The organism is Streptomyces sp. NPDC037290, from assembly GCF_055603245.1.
Genome location: NZ_JBVJVZ010000005.1, coordinates 436100 through 451307 on the forward strand (window position 1 = coordinate 436100; position 15208 = coordinate 451307).

At 70.8% G+C, this 15208-nt stretch carries 14 protein-coding genes and 1 tRNA gene; 9 read left to right on the forward strand and 6 right to left on the reverse strand.

What is annotated here, in order from left to right:
* Window positions 1-252 precede the first annotated feature (252 nt).
* From ACZ7HQ_RS20690 to ACZ7HQ_RS20705, 4 genes are all read left to right on the forward strand, one after another.
* On the forward strand, window positions 253-453 hold the full coding sequence (locus ACZ7HQ_RS20690) for a helix-turn-helix domain-containing protein (RefSeq protein WP_030341659.1): 201 nt from the start codon (window positions 253-255) through the stop codon (window positions 451-453).
* Entirely contained in the window at window positions 453-1601 is a 1149-nt protein-coding gene (locus tag ACZ7HQ_RS20695; protein WP_470991613.1) for a tyrosine-type recombinase/integrase, read from the forward strand. The genes ACZ7HQ_RS20690 and ACZ7HQ_RS20695 overlap by 1 nt, the downstream gene beginning before the upstream one ends.
* Before the next feature lie 113 nt (window positions 1602-1714).
* Entirely contained in the window at window positions 1715-2029 is a 315-nt protein-coding gene (locus ACZ7HQ_RS20700; protein ID WP_470991618.1) for a PadR family transcriptional regulator, read from the forward strand.
* Window positions 2026-2844, forward strand: a complete 819-nt coding sequence (locus ACZ7HQ_RS20705; RefSeq protein ID WP_470991621.1) for a type II toxin-antitoxin system RelE family toxin — start codon at window positions 2026-2028, stop codon at window positions 2842-2844. Before ACZ7HQ_RS20700 ends, ACZ7HQ_RS20705 begins: the two co-directional genes overlap by 4 nt.
* Before the next feature lie 129 nt (window positions 2845-2973).
* Here the strand turns inward: ACZ7HQ_RS20705 and ACZ7HQ_RS20710 are convergent.
* The 3 genes from ACZ7HQ_RS20710 to ACZ7HQ_RS20720 all read right to left on the reverse strand — a co-directional run bounded on the left by ACZ7HQ_RS20710 (window position 2974) and on the right by ACZ7HQ_RS20720 (window position 6021).
* Window positions 2974-3049, reverse strand: a tRNA-Arg gene (locus ACZ7HQ_RS20710).
* Window positions 3050-3122: 73 nt separating this feature from the next.
* Window positions 3123-4733, reverse strand: a complete 1611-nt coding sequence (locus ACZ7HQ_RS20715) for an IclR family transcriptional regulator domain-containing protein (RefSeq protein WP_470991624.1) — start codon at window positions 4731-4733, stop codon at window positions 3123-3125.
* A 52-nt stretch (window positions 4734-4785) separates the two neighbouring features.
* Complete coding sequence (locus ACZ7HQ_RS20720) at window positions 4786-6021, reverse strand: M6 family metalloprotease domain-containing protein (RefSeq protein ID WP_470992249.1); 1236 nt, start codon at window positions 6019-6021, stop codon at window positions 4786-4788.
* A 735-nt stretch (window positions 6022-6756) separates the two neighbouring features.
* On the opposite strand from ACZ7HQ_RS20720, the gene ACZ7HQ_RS20725 reads away from it, so the two are divergent.
* Together ACZ7HQ_RS20725 and ACZ7HQ_RS20730 are read left to right on the forward strand one after the other, a co-directional pair.
* The gene (locus ACZ7HQ_RS20725; RefSeq protein WP_470991627.1) at window positions 6757-7404 is read left to right on the forward strand and encodes a TetR/AcrR family transcriptional regulator; all 648 of its coding nucleotides are present in this window, start codon (window positions 6757-6759) and stop codon (window positions 7402-7404) included.
* 224 nt (window positions 7405-7628) lie between these two features.
* Window positions 7629-9167, forward strand: a complete 1539-nt coding sequence (locus ACZ7HQ_RS20730) for an MFS transporter (protein WP_470991630.1) — start codon at window positions 7629-7631, stop codon at window positions 9165-9167.
* Between the two features lie 10 nt (window positions 9168-9177).
* On the opposite strand, the gene ACZ7HQ_RS20735 is transcribed toward ACZ7HQ_RS20730, so the two are convergent.
* Window positions 9178-9687, reverse strand: coding sequence for a MarR family winged helix-turn-helix transcriptional regulator (locus ACZ7HQ_RS20735; RefSeq protein ID WP_470991633.1), 510 nt, complete (start codon window positions 9685-9687; stop codon window positions 9178-9180).
* A gap of 151 nt (window positions 9688-9838) precedes the next feature.
* On the opposite strand from ACZ7HQ_RS20735, the gene ACZ7HQ_RS20740 reads away from it, so the two are divergent.
* A complete protein-coding gene (locus ACZ7HQ_RS20740) occupies window positions 9839-10606 on the forward strand; it encodes a dioxygenase family protein (RefSeq protein WP_470992252.1) in 768 nt (255 codons plus the stop codon).
* A gap of 103 nt (window positions 10607-10709) precedes the next feature.
* On the opposite strand, the gene ACZ7HQ_RS20745 is transcribed toward ACZ7HQ_RS20740, so the two are convergent.
* Window positions 10710-11240: a GNAT family N-acetyltransferase gene (locus tag ACZ7HQ_RS20745; RefSeq protein WP_470991636.1), complete on the reverse strand. Its 531-nt coding sequence runs from the start codon at window positions 11238-11240 to the stop codon at window positions 10710-10712.
* 214 nt (window positions 11241-11454) lie between these two features.
* On the opposite strand from ACZ7HQ_RS20745, the gene ACZ7HQ_RS20750 reads away from it, so the two are divergent.
* Together ACZ7HQ_RS20750 and ACZ7HQ_RS20755 are read left to right on the forward strand one after the other, a co-directional pair.
* Window positions 11455-12453 (forward strand): sigma-70 family RNA polymerase sigma factor, encoded by a 999-nt coding sequence (locus tag ACZ7HQ_RS20750; RefSeq protein ID WP_470991639.1) that lies wholly within the window; start codon window positions 11455-11457, stop codon window positions 12451-12453.
* A 701-nt stretch (window positions 12454-13154) separates the two neighbouring features.
* Window positions 13155-13949: a TetR/AcrR family transcriptional regulator gene (locus tag ACZ7HQ_RS20755; protein ID WP_470992257.1), complete on the forward strand. Its 795-nt coding sequence runs from the start codon at window positions 13155-13157 to the stop codon at window positions 13947-13949.
* Window positions 13950-14173: 224 nt separating this feature from the next.
* Here the strand turns inward: ACZ7HQ_RS20755 and ACZ7HQ_RS20760 are convergent, their stop codons facing one another.
* On the reverse strand, window positions 14174-15163 hold the full coding sequence (locus tag ACZ7HQ_RS20760; protein WP_470991642.1) for a helix-turn-helix transcriptional regulator: 990 nt from the start codon (window positions 15161-15163) through the stop codon (window positions 14174-14176).
* Between the last annotated feature and the right edge of the window lie 45 nt (window positions 15164-15208).

Here is a 15208-nt window from a genome sequence, read left to right on the forward strand (position 1 = left end):
AGCGGCTACAGCGATGACGCAGACAGCCGACACCTGCGTCATCCGGCGTCACCCGCGTCACGGGTGACAGAGCCCCGCCCCGCCCGGTGACACGCGCTGAGCTGCCCGCGTCACCGAATAACCGCAGGTCAAAGCCACAGATGACGTGAGTGACGTGATGACGCAGAAATCCGCACCTCGGACACATGCGGGCTCCTGACGCGCCCGAACTAGCTCCATTCGTAGGCCCTGCCCTCTCTCGGAGGTCTCAACGTGCTGACCGTCGTAGCGAGCGACCCGCAAGCCCTCACTGTCCCGGAGGTCATGACCGCTCTGAGGCTCAGCCGCAGCAAGGTCTACGACCTCATCCGCTCCAAGCAGCTCCCGAGCTACACGTCCGGCCGCGCCCGCCGCATCCCGGTCGACGCCGTACGCCACTACATGCAAGACCGACTTGAGGAGAACGCAGCCTGATGCCTCAGCGAAAGAGAAACCCCAACGGTGCTGGAAGCATCTGGCAGCGTAAGGACGGCCGCTACGAGGCACGCGTGTACGTCCCGCAGCCCGATGGCACCCGCAAGCGTAAGACGGTGTACGGGAACACGTGGGAGGAGTGCGACACCAAGCGTCAGGAGTTGGTGCGCCGTGACCGCCAGGGCATCCCGACGCCGACACGGTCCGCCAAGCTCTCCGAGTGGCTGCCGTACTGGCTGCAGCACTACGTCGAGCCGCGCCGCAAGCTCAGCACCTACGACAAGTACGAAACCCACGTGCGTCTCTACTTGATCCCCGTGCTGGGCACGAAGCGGCTGGAGACCTTGAGCGTTGCCGACGTACGCCGGTTCATCACGCGCATGCAGAACACCCACACAGCCGCGACAGCCAAGGAAGCGCACCGAGTGCTGCGTACGGCGCTCACTGCGGCCGTCCGCGAGGAACTGATCACGCGGAACGTCGCGTCACTGGTGGAACCACCGCGCGTGAAACAGCGGGAGATCCGGCCGTGGTCCCTGGAGGAGACATTGGCGTTCCTGGAGGCCGCACGCCGTGATCCGCTGTACGCCGCGTTCGTGCTGGCCGTCGCCATGGGCCTGCGGCGCGGCGAGCTGGTGGGGCTGCGCTGGTCTGACATGGACCTGGACAACCGCGTCTTGCACGTCCGCCAGCAGACGCAGCGCCGTAGGGGAACGCTGTACGACGACGACCCCAAGAGCCGCCGTAGCCGGGTGGTCCCGATGCCGGCGCTGTGCCTCGCGCCGTTGCGCTGGCACCGGTTGAGGCAGCGGGAGGCATTCGCGCGCACGGGCGTCGCTTGGTCGGACACCGGCTACGTCTTCGCGACGCGGAACGGCCGGCCGGTCGAGCCGCGGAACGTCTACCGCTCCTTCACCCGGGTCGCGGCCGATGCGGGGCTGCGGGTGGTCCGACTGCACGACGCGCGGCACGGCTGCGCGACGCTGCTGACGGCCGCTGGCGTCGCACCGCGCGTCATCATGGAGATCCTGGGGCACAGCCAGATCAGCATCACGATGGACGTGTACACGCACGTCGTGCACGACACCCAGCGCGAGGCGATCAGCCACATGGACCGGCTGCTGAAGCGCCGCCTGCCTGCTGCTTAGGCCCACGGTCTTCATGGGTGCTGCTCGGGTAGGTGCATCGTCTACCCGAGCAACAGCATGTCGTACTCGATATACGCTTGCATGTCGTACTCGATACATGCTCCACTTTCTTTATGACGAACATCCGGCTCACGAAGCCGACGATCGCCGTCTTGGAGGCGTTGCTCTCCGCCACGGACGAGGCTCCCGCCTGGGGTCTCAGCATCTGCCGAGACGCCGATCTAGGGCCAGGCACCGTCTACCCCATCCTCGAGCGACTCAGCGAGCGCGGTTGGGTTACCAGCCACGAGGAGGTGGGTCCTCATCCGGGCCGGCCAGCCCGCCGCTTTTATGAGCTGACCGGGACTGGGCGCAGACAAGCCACAGAGGCGCTGAGTGCGCGTCGGGAACGTCGATTTGGCCTTGGCCTGGCGGGGGGAGCGGCGTGACGAATACCCGGGTCAAGGTGAGTGTCACCAGCGATGCAGACACGGATTTGCGCATGCTCGGTCGGGTCCTTGCGGGCGCTGACCGTGAGGCGATACATCGGTTGCGGACGAACCCGCAGCACCCTTCCCTTGGCTTGCACTCGTACGGTCGGACAGGCGCATACTTCACGATTCGTCTGAACATGAACTTTCGTGCGTTGCTCATGTTCGTGGACGCTGATCACTTCGTTGTCCTGAGTGTCGAGCATCGAGACCATGTTGACCGCTTCATGCAGGTCGCGGCACGGTTCGCCGAGGAGGCGTTGCCGCCGTACCGTCCTGTCGCGGACGTTGAGAACGGCGTACCCGAGGTAGCGAGCGTGGTTAGCACCCCGACTCCGTTCGCCGAGTGGGCAACAGCCTGGGCGGCGCAGCTGGCGGGCCCCGGACGGACTCACCTTCGTGATGACTGGGCTGCCGTGCTGGCTGGCGACCCAGAGGGGGGCGGAGTGCTCCGGCCCAGGCAGCAGAGGGTGCTAGTTGTCGGCTTTGTGCTGGCAGCGGTCCGGCTGAGACTGCACGATCATGCACGACTTTTCTGGCGTCCCGTGGACTGGCTCCTGCGTGTCCCGTCCCGGACCAATGCGTTCATTGCGGCGGTAGTCGGCGGTCAAGCCGTCTTTATCGTCGGTGACGATGGGCTTACGGCTCTCTTGACTGACGTGTGGGAGCCCTGCGGAGCTGCTGGTGCGGCCCTGTTTGCACTGGCGCGCTGGCTCCGGCGGGTGCGAGGTATTGAACTGGCCGCGCCGGAGGGAGAGAACAGGGACGAGTGAGGAGAGGGCACCGTCCTCTGATCCCACCACGCGCTGAAGTGCGGAGCCCCGCTGACTGTAGAAGGGCGACTGCCGTCAAATGGTGCCGTCAAAACGGCCCGGACCATGATCGGTCCGGGCCGTTTTGCCTGGTGCCCCCGGCAGGATTCGAACCTGCGACACCCGCTTTAGGAGAGCGGTGCTCTATCCCCTGAGCTACGAAGGCGTGGGTGGGCGCCCGGTGAGGCGCTCGGTCCACAGGGTACCGGATCAGGGGGCGGGTGGGTGGGGTGGCGGGTTCAGGACAGGGGGATCCGGGCGAAGCGGGACGCGGTGTGCAGGTCGGTCTGGATGTGGTCGGCGGCCCGGCGCAACTCCGGCAGCAGGTCGTGGACGCATGCGTCCAGGGTGCGGCGGGCCGCGTGCGTGGCGATGTTCAGTGCCGCGACCGCCCGGCCGGCCCGGTCCCGTACCGGTACGGCGATGGACCGCAGGCCCGACTCCAGCTCCTCGTCGGCCAGGGCGTATCCCCGGGCGCGGACCTCGGCGAGGGCCGGGGGGAGGGGGGAGTCCCTGTCCGCCAGGAGGACGCGGCCCAGGGACGTCGCGGCGGCGGGAAGGCGGGCCCCGACGGTGATGTGCACCGTGAGGACACGGCTCGTGCCGGCCCCGGCCGTGTACTGGATCTCCGTGCCGTCGGACGTCAGCACCGCCAGTGCCGTCGGCTCGTGCACCCGGTCCGCGAGGGCGCGCAGGTGCGGTGCGGCCAGGCGGGGGAGCGTGGTGCGGGACAGGGGCGGGAAGCCGAGGTCGAGGACGCGGGGGGTGAGGGCGAAGGCGCGGTCGGGGCGGGAGGACACCAGGCCCAGCTGCTCGTGCGTGAGCAGCGCGCGGCGGACCGTGGCGCGGGACAGGCCGGTCGCCCGGGCCGCCTCCGTCAGCGACAGCGCCGCGCGGCCCTCGCCGAAAGCGGTCGGCACGGTCAGGCCGCGCGCCAGGGACTCCACGAAGTCCCGGCCCAGCTCGTGCTTGGACGCCGTGGTCCAGGTCGCGAGGCCCGAGGCCGACGGGCCGGGCTCCGGCGGGGGAGCGGTGCGCAGCTCGGACTCCATCACTGCCGCCGCCGTACGAAGCCGGGGGAGGAGGGCCGTGCGCAGGCCGTCGGCCGAGTGCCGGCTGGTGTGGCTGACCACGCTCGCCACGCAGGCCAGACGGCGGGTGCCGGGGTCCCGTACCGGTACGGACACGGCGACCAGGCCCGGTTCGATCAGCTGGTCGTCCAGCGCCCAGCCGTCCCGGCGCGCCCGCTCCACCCGCTGCGCGAACGTGGAGTCGTCGGTGGGCAGCGGGTGGGGCGGTACGGCGGGGAACGTCGCGTCCGTCGGGTCCGCCGCCCGGCGGGCGCGCCAGCGGGCCCAGTCCGGCTGCGTCCACTCGGTCGCGAACAGCGGGCCCGGCGCGGTGCGTTCGGCCGGGAGCAGGTCGCCGATGCGGAAGCTCACGGACATCGCGCGGCGGCGGGTGGCCTGGTGGATGAAGCGGATGCCGTCGAGGTCGGCCACCGCGAGTGACACCGACTCGTCCAGCTCGTCGGCGAGGGCGTCGGCGTGCGCGCCCAGCAGCGCGGGGAGGCGGAGGGCGGCCAGGTAGGCGTTGCCCAGGTTCATCACGCCGGGGGCGAGGACGACGTCCCGGCCGTCGAGGCGGACGTGGTCCATGCGGGCCAGGGTCGCGGTGATGCGGTCGACCGTGGAGCGGGCGAGCCCGGTGGCCCGCTCCAGCGCGCTCGGACTCAGCGTGCCGCCCGCCTCGGTCAGCCGCCGCAGCACCCCGACCCCGCGCAGCAACGGCCCGACCGCTTCCCCCGCTTCTCTACGGGCGTCGGCATCCAGGGCGGTCTTGGCGGGCATCGGCTCTCCGGTACGGCATACGGGCACGCCTACGGTAATCCCCGCTCCACCCCTACCTCCGCGTCACCCGCACCCGGTACGTTCCCTCGTCGTCCTTGCCGACCACCTGCACGGTGATGCCATGCCGAGGGTCCTTGAACGTGGTGCCGGGGGAGAAGGGGGCGTCGGAGAGTTCCGCCTGGACGTTGGGGTTGCGGGTGCAGCCGCCGCTGTGGGGGTGGCTGTCGTAGACCGTGACGGGACCGCGTCCGGTGTCGATCGTGCCGTCGACCCTGTAGATCAGCAGGCCCGGGCGGCAGATCGCCTCGTCGTTGCCGCCCTGCTCGCGCGCCTCCAGCGCATAGGAGGTGTGCGCGTTGACGGGGACCAGGATCAGTTTCCCGCCGCCCGGCTTGTACAGCGGCGTCAGCTGGTACTCGACGGTGCCCCGCTTCGCCGCGCAGGCCACCTGGGAGCTGTCCAGCCAGCCCAGCTTCCACTTGTGCCAGGCGAGCAGATCGTTGTTGGCCCCCCAGTCCTCGCTCATGATGTCCCAGTGGCCGACCGCGCCGCCGCCCTCCTGCGTGTAGAGGTCGGGCAGCCCGAAGGTGTGGCCGTTCTCGTGCGGCAGCACCCGGTAGCCGGTGCGGCCGTAGGAGCCGGAGCCGTCGTCCTGGCGGGAGTAGACGAAGGACGCGTTGGCGATGGGGACTCCGTCGGCGACCGGGGCGTCGGTGTTGCCGGCGAACGTCACGGACAGGACGGTGTCCAGCGCGGAGGGGCCGGCGTTCGGGGTGATCAGGACGTTGAGGAGGTCGTACGAGCGGAAGTCCACCGTGGGGTCGGCCGCGTTCACGATGTCCTGCACCAGTTGACGGTAGCCGGGGTCGAAGGGGGCGCCGCGCTCTATGCCGTACTCCTTGAAGGACTTGGGCATCCGCAGCCAGCCGGTGATCGGGGTCTCGGGCCGGTAGTCCAGGCGGCCGTACGACGCGGTGCGGAACCACTCCTGGGTCTGCGGGAAGAACTCGTGGAAGCGGTCCATGGCGCTGCCCTGCCCGGGAGCGTCGGAGAAGTCGACCATCAGGGTCAGGGCGTGGACCGTGCCCGTGGAGCGGGCGTAGCCGTGCGGGGTGGGGAGACCCTCGGTCATCTGTACGTCGAGACCGCCGTGGACCGTACAGGGGGCGAGTGCGGGGGAGCGGGCCGCGCCGATGGGCCCGGCTGTGGTGGGCGCCGTCAGGTGTCCGGTCCCGGCCGAGGTGCTGACCGCGAGGGTTAGCGCGGTCACCGCGGCGAGGGCAGCCACCCGGCGCGGGCGTATGCGGCGGCGTATGCGGCGGCGGCCTTCGCGGGGAGCGCGGCCCTTCGATCCCCGGGCGAAGCCGCCGCGGGACCGGCGTCCGTCGCGGCGGACCGGGCCGGCGAGGTCTCCGTCGTGCAGGTCCGAGCCGGAGTCGGACAGGCGTCCCTCACAACGGCCGTCGTCTGAGCGGCGCGTCTGGTGAAAGCTGTCGTCGGAGCCCCGTCCGTCGTAACGGCCGTCACCGGAGCGGCGTCCCTCACCCCTGCCCTTGTCGGCGCCCCTTCTGTCGCAACGGCTGTCGTCCGAGCGGCGTCCGTCCTGACCGCCCTCGCCCGAGCGGCGTCCGTCCTGACCGCCCTCGTCCGTGCGGGGCGCCCTGCAACGGCCCTCGTCGGGAAGGTGTCCGTGGGGAAGGGATGTGCGGCGGGGCGGCTGCGGCTGCATGCATGGGGCCCTTCGCTCCACGGCAGCCGCCGGTCTCCGGCTGCACCCTTGCGATCACCCTGTGTCGGCAGGGTGCGGGCCGCGCGCTGGAGGAGACCGATCGTGGGAATGCCGGTCCGCACGAGGGTGAATCCCGGCGGGAGATGAGTGTGTCTCAGGTCACAGAGATTCTTTTCGCGAGCCGGAAATAACCGGGGAGTCCCTCCCCGTTTAGTCGTGTGTCCGAGCGAAACGGGGACTGCCTCCCCGGATCGCCCTCAAACGCCCTGACCCAGAGAACCCGAGGAGTCCACCGTGCCGACCGCGACCACCCCCGCACCGCGCAAGGTGCACCGGCCCCGTGCCGACGCCCTGCGCAACCGGGAGCGGATCGTCACCGCCGCCCGGGAGATGTTCGTCGAGCACGGGCCGGACGTGCCGCTCGACGAGATCGCCCGCCGGGCCGGCGTCGGCAACGCCACGGTGTACCGCAACTTCCCCGATCGCGAGGCCCTCGTCCGCGAGGTCGTCTGCTCCGTCATGGACCGTACGGCCGAGGCGGCCGAGGTGGCCCTCGCCGAGACCGGGGACGCCTTCGCCGCGCTGGAGCGCTTCGTGCACGCCGCCGCCGACGAGCGGATCAGCGCGCTGTGCCCGATGATCTCCAGCACGTTCGACCAGCACCACCCCGACCTGGAAGCCTCCCGCGAGCGCGTCGAACAGCTCGTGGAGGAGGTCATGGGCCGGGCCAAGGCGGCCGGACAGCTCCGGCCGGACGTCGGTGTCGGTGATCTGATGATCGTCGTGGCCCAGCTGAGCCGGCCCCCGGCCGGTACGGACTGCCTGCGCGGCGACCGTTTCGTCCACCGCCACCTTCAGCTGTTCCTCGACGGCCTGCGGGCGCCCGCCCGCTCCGCCCTGCCGGGCACGGCCGTGAGCATCAAGGAGCTGCGCGAGTGCTGACCGATTAGTTCGGCCCCCGACCCCAGTCCATCCCTACGGCACGGAGAGACCGTCGCGAGACCGCCGCGTCTCTCCTGGCCGCGGCTGTCCTGCTGCGGTCCCTTTCTCGGCATTTTTCCGGCGTAGTTCACAACTTTCCGTCCAGTTCCCAGCTTTCCGCCCAGTCCCCAGCTTTCCGTATCGTTCGCAGCTTTTCCGTCACGAAGTCCCGAAGTGGGTACCCCATGTCCGACACAGCCCTCAAGGCTCCCGGCGCCGCCGCTCCGGCAGGCGACGCCAACCGCTGGAAGGCGCTCGTCTTCATCGCGCTCGCCCAGCTGATGGTCGTCCTCGACGCCACCATCGTGAACATCGCCCTGCCGTCCGCACAGACGGACCTCGGCATATCCGACGGCAACCGGCAGTGGGTCGTCACGGCCTACGCCCTCGCCTTCGGTGGTCTGCTGCTGTTCGGCGGCCGTATCGCCGACAAGTGGGGCCGCAAGCGCGCCTTCGTCACCGGCCTGGCCGGCTTCGCCCTCGCCTCCGCGCTCGGCGGTGCCGCCACCACCGGCCCGATGATGTTCGGCGCCCGCGCCCTGCAGGGCGTCTTCGGCGCGCTGCTCGCCCCGGCCGCGCTGTCGCTGCTCGCGGTGATGTTCACCGACGCCAAGGAGCGCGCCAAGGCGTTCGGCATCTACGGCGCCATCGCCGGTGGTGGCGGTGCCGTCGGCCTGATCCTCGGCGGTTTCCTCACCGAGTACCTGAACTGGCGCTGGACCTTCTTCGTGAACGTCCCGTTCGCCGTGATCGCCGCGGCCGGTGCCTATTTCGTCATCCGTGAGCCCGAGGGCGGCCGCAACCGCTCCCCGCTCGACATCCCCGGCGTGATCCTGTCCACCCTCGGCCTGGTCGCCCTCGTCTACGGCTTCACCCGTGCCGAGTCCGACGGCTGGGGCGACGCGGTCACCGTGTCCATGTTCGTCGCCTCCGCGGTGCTGCTGCTCGCCTTCGTGGTCGTGGAGGCCCGGGTCAAGGCCCCGCTGCTGCCCCTGCGCGTGGTCAGCAACCGCAACCGCGGCGGCATCTACCTCTCCCTCGGCCTCGCCATCATCGGCATGTTCGGCCTGTTCCTCTTCCTGACCTACTACCTGCAGGTCGTGAAGGGCTACTCGCCGGTCAAGACCGGTTTCGCGTTCCTGCCGATGATCGCGGGCATGATCACGGGCTCCACCCAGATCGGCACCCGTCTGATGACCCGGGTCGCGCCGCGCCTGCTGATGGGCCCGGGCTTCCTGGTCGCCGGTGTCGGCATGCTGCTGCTGACCCAGCTGAAGATCGACTCCTCGTACGGCATGCTGCTGCTGCCCGCGATGCTGCTGCTCGGCCTCGGTATGGGTACGGCGTTCATGCCGGCCATGTCCCTGGCCACCCAGGGCGTCGAGCCCCGGGACGCCGGTGTCGCCTCCGCGATGGTCAACACCTCCCAGCAGGTGGGCGGCGCGATCGGCACCGCCCTGCTGAACACCATCGCAGCGTCCGCGAAGACGTCGTACTTCAAGGACCACATCGCCGGTGCGGCCACCAAGCCGCAGCAGCAGCTGGTCGGGCTGCAGGCCATGGTGCACGGCTACAGCACCGCGATCTGGTTCGCCGTCGGCATCCTGGGGCTCGCCGCCCTGATCGCCTTCACCTTCGTCAACGCCGGCCGCCCGGGCTCCACCACGGTGGCCTCCGGCGAGGGCGTCGAGGACGAGGTGCCGGTGCCGGTGGTGGCCCACTGACGGTGACCTCTTAGCGGAGCCAGGGCAGGTCCGCACCCGCTTCGTGGGGCTGGAGGCCCTCGGCGACGATCTCCATGATCTCGCCGAGGGCCTTCTGCTGTTCCGGGGTCAGCCGGTCGAACATCGCCTGCCGTACGGCGTCCACATGGCCCGGCGCGGTGCGCTTCAGCACCTCCAGGCCCTCCTCGGTGAGCACCGCGAACTGGCCCCGCTTGTCCGAGGGGCAGTCCTCGCGGCGCACCCAGCCGTTCTTCTCCAGCCGGGCGATCGCGTGCGACAGCCGGGAGCGGGTGATCTTCGCCTGCATCGCCAGCTCGGTCATCCGCAGCCGGCGGCGCGGGGCCTCGGCGAGGCCGACGAGAAGGCCGTAGTAGATGTGCGGCATGCCCGCGTCACGCTGCAGCTGCCGGTCGAGGTGGTCCTCCAGCAGGGTGGTGGCGTGCAGGTAGGCGCGCCAGACGCGCTGTTCCTCGTCGGTGAGCCAGCGGGGCGGTGCGGCGGAGTCCGGTGCCGTGTTCATGTGTCCCACTGTACGAGGCAGCTTCTTGAAACTTGAACAAGTCGGACGTACTCTCGAAGAGAAGCTTGAGAGTTAAAGTAATGCGAGGACCGTGGGAGCCGCCGTCATGTCCACCACCGCACCGGAGAAGTCCGCCGCAGGGCCGGAGCGCATGCCCGCCCTCTACCTGAGCCACGGCGCCCCGCCGCTCGCCGACGACCCCGTCTGGCCGGGCCAGCTCGCCGCCTGGTCCGCCGGTCTGCCGCGCCCCAGGGCGATCCTGGTGGTCTCCGCCCACTGGGAGGAGGCCCCGCTCGCACTGGGCGCGGTGGAGACCGTCCCGCTCGTCTACGACTTCTGGGGCTTCCCCGAGCACTACTACCAAGTGCGTTACGCCGCCCCCGGCGCCCCCGGGCTCGCCGAATCCGTGCGCAAGCTGCTGCGCGCCCCCGGCACCCCGGTCCAGGACGTGCCCGACCGCGGCCTCGACCACGGGGCCTACGTCCCCCTCGTCGAGATGTTCCCCGCCGCCGACATCCCCGTCCTGCAGATCTCCATGCCCACCCTCGACCCGGTCCGCCTCATGGACATCGGCCGCAGGCTCGCCCCGCTGCGCGACGAGGGCGTGCTGATCGTCGGCTCCGGCTTCTTCACCCACAACCTGGCCGCCCTGCGGCACACCGGCCCCGGCGTCCCCAGCTGGTCGTCGGAGTTCGACGACTGGGGTCACCGCGCCCTGGAGGCCCGCGACTGGGACGCCCTGCTGGACTTCCTGGACAAGGCCCCGGCCGGCCGATACGCCCACCCGCGCACCGAGCACTTCGCCCCGCTGTTCGTCACCATGGGCGCGGCCGAGGCGGGCGGCGAACTCGATGCCCAGAGGTCCGTGATCGACGGGTTCTGGATGGGGATGGCGAAACGGTCGGTGCAGTTCGGCTGATCCCCGGCCCGGCTCGGCTCCCCGGCCCGGCTCGGCTCCCCGGCCCGGCTCGGCTCCCCGGCCCGGCTCGGCTCCCCGGCCCGGCTCGGCTCCCCGGCTCGGCTCACAGGTCCTTTTCGTACCAGGCGACGTCCCAGTAGCGGCCGAACTTGCGGCCGACCTCGCGGTACGTGCCGACGTACCGGAAGCCGAAGCGGGCGTGCAGCCGCTCGGAGGCCTCGTTGGGCTGGGCGATCCCGGCGTAGGCGCGGTGCACGTCCTCCTCGGCCAGGGCCTTGAAGAGGGCGTCGTAGAGCAGCGTGCCGATGCCGCGCCGGCCCGCGTCCGGGGCGAGGTACACAGACACCTCCACGGATGTGACGTACGCGGGCTTCGGGCGGTAAGGGCTGGATGTGGCGTACCCCAGAATTCGCTGTGAGTCGCCCTCCGGGTGCGCTTCCGTGGCAACCATCAGGCGGTACGGGCCGTCTTCCGGGTGGGAGAGCAGCCAAGGGCGGCGCTCTTCCGGAGTGAAGATCGCGGTATCGAATGTGATGGCCGTCTCACGTACGTAGTGGTTGTAGATCGCGGTGAGGGAGTCGAGGTCCCCCTCGACTCCCGGCCTGACCTGCACCTCTGTACGTTCCGTCGGCAACTCGCCTCCCAGCGTGGCGGAACAGGGTACTGCATGATCAGAAAAATTGGGGTGCGGGTTGGGAATTCTGTCCGGATTCCAGTCGTTGTTTCCCACGGATGCAGGGCACCCGGAGAGAGTCGCAGAGGACTCGGAAGGAGTCCCGGAGACGGTCCCCGCCAGTGCCGAGCGTTCGCAGGACCACCCGCCAGCCCACCATCGCAAGGGAGCACGCATGGCAACCCGTGCCGTCGCCCGTCGTAAGTCCGCCACCGGCGAGACGGCCGACTCGGCAAGCAGTGTTCGCGCTCATGGCGGCGAGATCGCGGACCGCGACCTGGTCGGCATGTACCTCGACGAGATCGCGCGTACGCCGCTGCTCGACGCCGCCAAGGAGGTCGAGCTGTCCCAGACCGTCGAGGCGGGCGTGTTCGCGCGGCAGGTTCTCGACGGGTTCGAGGAGACGACGTCGGACGCCACCCGTGAGGAGCTGGAGGCGCTGGTCGCCGCCGGCGAGCGGGCCAAGGACGTCTTCATCCGTTCCAACCTCCGCCTGGTCGTCGCGGTGGCCCGGCGCTACCCGCGCAGCGGCCTGCCCCTCCTCGACCTGATCCAGGAGGGCAACGCGGGCCTGGTGCGCGCGGTCGAGAAGTTCGACTACCGCAAGGGCTTCAAGTTCTCGACCTACGCCACCTGGTGGATCCGTCAGGCCATCACCCGCTCCATCGCCGACCAGTCCCGCACGATCCGGCTGCCCGTCCACCTGGTGGAGGAACTGGGCCGCATCCGCCGTGTCCAGCGCGAGTTCAACCGTGAGCACGGCCGCGACCCGGAGCCCGCGGAGATCGCCGCGGAGCTGGGCGCCACACCGGAGCGCGTCATCGACGTCCTGGACTGGGCCCGCGACCCGGTCTCACTGAACATGTCGGTGGACGACGAGGGCGAGACCCAGTTCGGCGACCTGCTGGAGGACACGTCCGCCGTGTCGCCGGAGCAGTCGGTCCTCACGCTCCTGCGCAGCGAGGAACTGGACGACCTCATCGGCCGCCTGGACCAGCGCACGGCCTCCATCATCAAGATGCGGTACGGCATCGAGGACGGCCGCGAGCGGACCCTCACCGAGGTCGGCAAGGAACACGGTCTGACGCGCGAGCGCATCCGCCAGATCGAGAAGCACGCCCTCCTCGAACTGAAGAAGCTGGCCCGCAGCACCGGCTTCGACGCGGCGGCGTAACGGAGCCTGCGGGGGCACGCGGTCCCGGGGCAGGCCCTGAGGCGTGCCCCGGGGGGCGGTCGTGCGGTGTCCCGGGCGCACGGTGGCCGAGGTGCGCCGGTGGGCCGGTGGATGTGAGGTGCCTGGGCCGGTGGGATACCTCGTCGTCAGTGGGTCAGCGGTGCCCAGGCGCTACGGTGCCCGGAGACAGGTGATGCCTCGGGGGCGTACGGTGCCCGCGGGGCGCACGCCGGTGGCGAAAGACGGCGCAAACATGGCGCTGCTCCCTCGCTTCAATGCCCGGGCCCGCGGGAAAAACCCTTCCAGGTCCAGGAGCAGCCAGGCACCGGGAACCGCACTCCCCACCCACCGCACAGACCGGCCGACCCCACGCGCCCATCGAGCCAGGTCCCGACGCAATCCCCCCCGGCGCCGGGACCTTCCCGAGCCGGGCTTCGGCACCCATCCCCCCGGGTGCCGAAGCCCGGCTCCATCTGCGTTCACAGACGTGGTGGAGGGGGCGCTTCTGCGCAGGTGGGGGGTGGCGCCTCGTGGAATGGCGGTCCACCCCGTACCTGAACCCCGGGGTGGACCGCCGGATGGCAGATTCTGCCACATGGGCATAGCCTGCCGGGGTGAGCACCACCCCCAGCGCCTCCCACCAGCCGTTTTCCGCCGCCTCGCCGGTCTCCCTGACCGAACGCCGAAAAGCCGAGACCCGGATGGAGATCGCCCGCGCGGCGGCCGCGCTGTTCGTCCGCCAGGGACTGCGGGCCACCCGCGCCGAGGACATCGCCCACGCAACGGGCATCGCACCGCGGACGTTCTACCGCTATTTCGCCACCAAGGAGGAAGCGGTCGCCCCCCTCTACGCCGCGGGCGCCCAGCGCTGGGCGGAAGCGGTCCGCTCGGCCCCGGCTCACCTGACCGTCCCGCAGGCCCTGGAACACGCCGTCCACCGCACGCTCACCCCCGGTGTCGGCGTCTCGGCGGCGTCCTGGGAATGGGTCCGCACCCTGATCCGTCTGGCCGTCGACAGCCCCGCCCTGCGCAAGGTCTGGGCCGAGGTCTGCCAGGCGTCGGAGCAGACACTGGCCGAGATCCTGGCGGCGCGTACGGCCTCAACGATCCTTGATGGCAGCGGTGTTGGGGTACCTGAGGCAGGCGACTCCAAGACAGGCCGCGATACCGGAGGCAACCAGGGACGCGAGGCCGCGGGAGGCCAGGGAGGCGACGTCGAAGGGGGCCAGGTAGGCCAGGGGCGTGAGGTGGGCGGCAAGGCGGACGACAACGTTGCCCTGCGCGCCGCGGCCCCCGCGCCCGTCACCCCCGACCTCCGCTTCGCCGCGGCCGTCGCCGGTGCCGCTGTCCGTGTGGCCGTGGAGTCCTGGGCCGCCACATCCTCCCCGCCGGCCGGCCCGAACGGCCCCGCAGCCCTGGCGCTGCGCAACCTCGGTTCCCTGCGGGGCTTCAGCTGGGCCGGCGAGCAGGACCGGGCGGTCCCCGGGGAGGCGTGAGGCCGGCAAGGGGAGGCAGTCACCGAAGGGACGCGAGGCCGGGACGCAGGACCGACCGGACGGGCCAGCCGGAACAGGCGGGCCGACCGGACAGGCCATGCGGAACAAGCGGGCCGGGCGGCCGTCCCCCGAAGAGGCGTGAGTCAGCCACCAGGCGAGCCCTCACCGACCGGCTACCTCCTCCGCCGCGTCCTCACTGACCGGCTCCTTCCTCCGCTGGGCCCTCACCGACCGGCTCCCTCCTCCGCACCGCCCGCACCCGCCCGGCTCAGCCGCGCCCCCAACTCCCGTACCGAAGCCACCAGTTCCGCCGGCTCCCGTACCGTGAACTCGCACCCTGCCATCACCAGCCGCACCGCCAGCCAGTCCACGGAATCACCGGAGGTGCTCCGCAGGACGCAACCGCCCTCGCCGTCGTCCTGGGGTGTCCCGAGCCACGCCGGCAGCCGCGCCGCGACCTGCTCCGCCGGTGCCGCGAACCGCACCGCGAACTCGTACGTCTCCTGCCGCCGTTGGATGGACTGGCGCAGGTACTCGGCGGCGTTGCCCGTGGGCAGCTCCTGTGGTGTGAACCGGGCTCCGGTCGCGAACGGCTCGCTCACCCGGTCAACACGGAAGGTCCGCCAGTCGGCGCGGTCGAGGTCGTAGGCGACGAGGTACCACCGCCGCCCGGTCGACACCAGCCGGTGCGGCTCGGTCAGCCGCCGCGACTCGCTGCCGTCCTTGTCGCGGTAGACGAACCGCAGCCGCTCGTGCCCCGCCACCGTGGAGGCCATCACGGTCAGCGTCTCCGGGGCGATGCTCGGGCCGTCCCCACTGGTCAGCAGGGTGGTCGCCGCCTGCAGGGTGGACACCCTGTGCCGCAGCCGGGCCGGCAGCACCTGCTCCAGCTTGGCCAGGGCCCGTACGGACGCCTCGTCGACGCCCTCCACGGCATGTCCGGCACCGGCCCGCAGGCCCACCGCGATCGCCACCGCCTCCTCGTCGTCCAGCACCAGCGGCGGCATCGCCTTGCCCGCGACCAGCCGGTACCCGCCGTCGGCTCCCTTCGCGGCCTGCACCGGATAGCCCAGCTCCCGCAACCGGTCGATGTCCCGCCGCACGGTACGGCGCGACACCCCCAGCCGTTCGGCCAGCTCCCCGCCGGGCCACTCACGCGGGGTCTGGAGAAGGGACAGGAGCTGGAGAAGCCGGGCCGGAGTGTCCGTAGTCATGAGTACGAGAATGCCGCAGTACTAGGACATGATCTGACCTAATGA

Coding starts and splice junctions, on each gene's coding strand:
- ACZ7HQ_RS20760 (WP_470991642.1), bottom strand. CDS start 15,163: ATGACTACGGACACTCCGGCCCGGCTTCTCCAGCTCCTGTCCCTTCTC.
- ACZ7HQ_RS20735 (WP_470991633.1), bottom strand. CDS start 9,687: ATGAACACGGCACCGGACTCCGCCGCACCGCCCCGCTGGCTCACCGAC.
- ACZ7HQ_RS20730 (WP_470991630.1), top strand. CDS start 7,629: ATGTCCGACACAGCCCTCAAGGCTCCCGGCGCCGCCGCTCCGGCAGGC.
- ACZ7HQ_RS20755 (WP_470992257.1), top strand. CDS start 13,155: ATGGAGATCGCCCGCGCGGCGGCCGCGCTGTTCGTCCGCCAGGGACTG.
- ACZ7HQ_RS20695 (WP_470991613.1), top strand. CDS start 453: ATGCCTCAGCGAAAGAGAAACCCCAACGGTGCTGGAAGCATCTGGCAG.
- ACZ7HQ_RS20700 (WP_470991618.1), top strand. CDS start 1,715: ATGACGAACATCCGGCTCACGAAGCCGACGATCGCCGTCTTGGAGGCG.
- ACZ7HQ_RS20740 (WP_470992252.1), top strand. CDS start 9,839: ATGCCCGCCCTCTACCTGAGCCACGGCGCCCCGCCGCTCGCCGACGAC.
- ACZ7HQ_RS20715 (WP_470991624.1), bottom strand. CDS start 4,733: ATGCCCGCCAAGACCGCCCTGGATGCCGACGCCCGTAGAGAAGCGGGG.
- ACZ7HQ_RS20750 (WP_470991639.1), top strand. CDS start 11,455: ATGGCAACCCGTGCCGTCGCCCGTCGTAAGTCCGCCACCGGCGAGACG.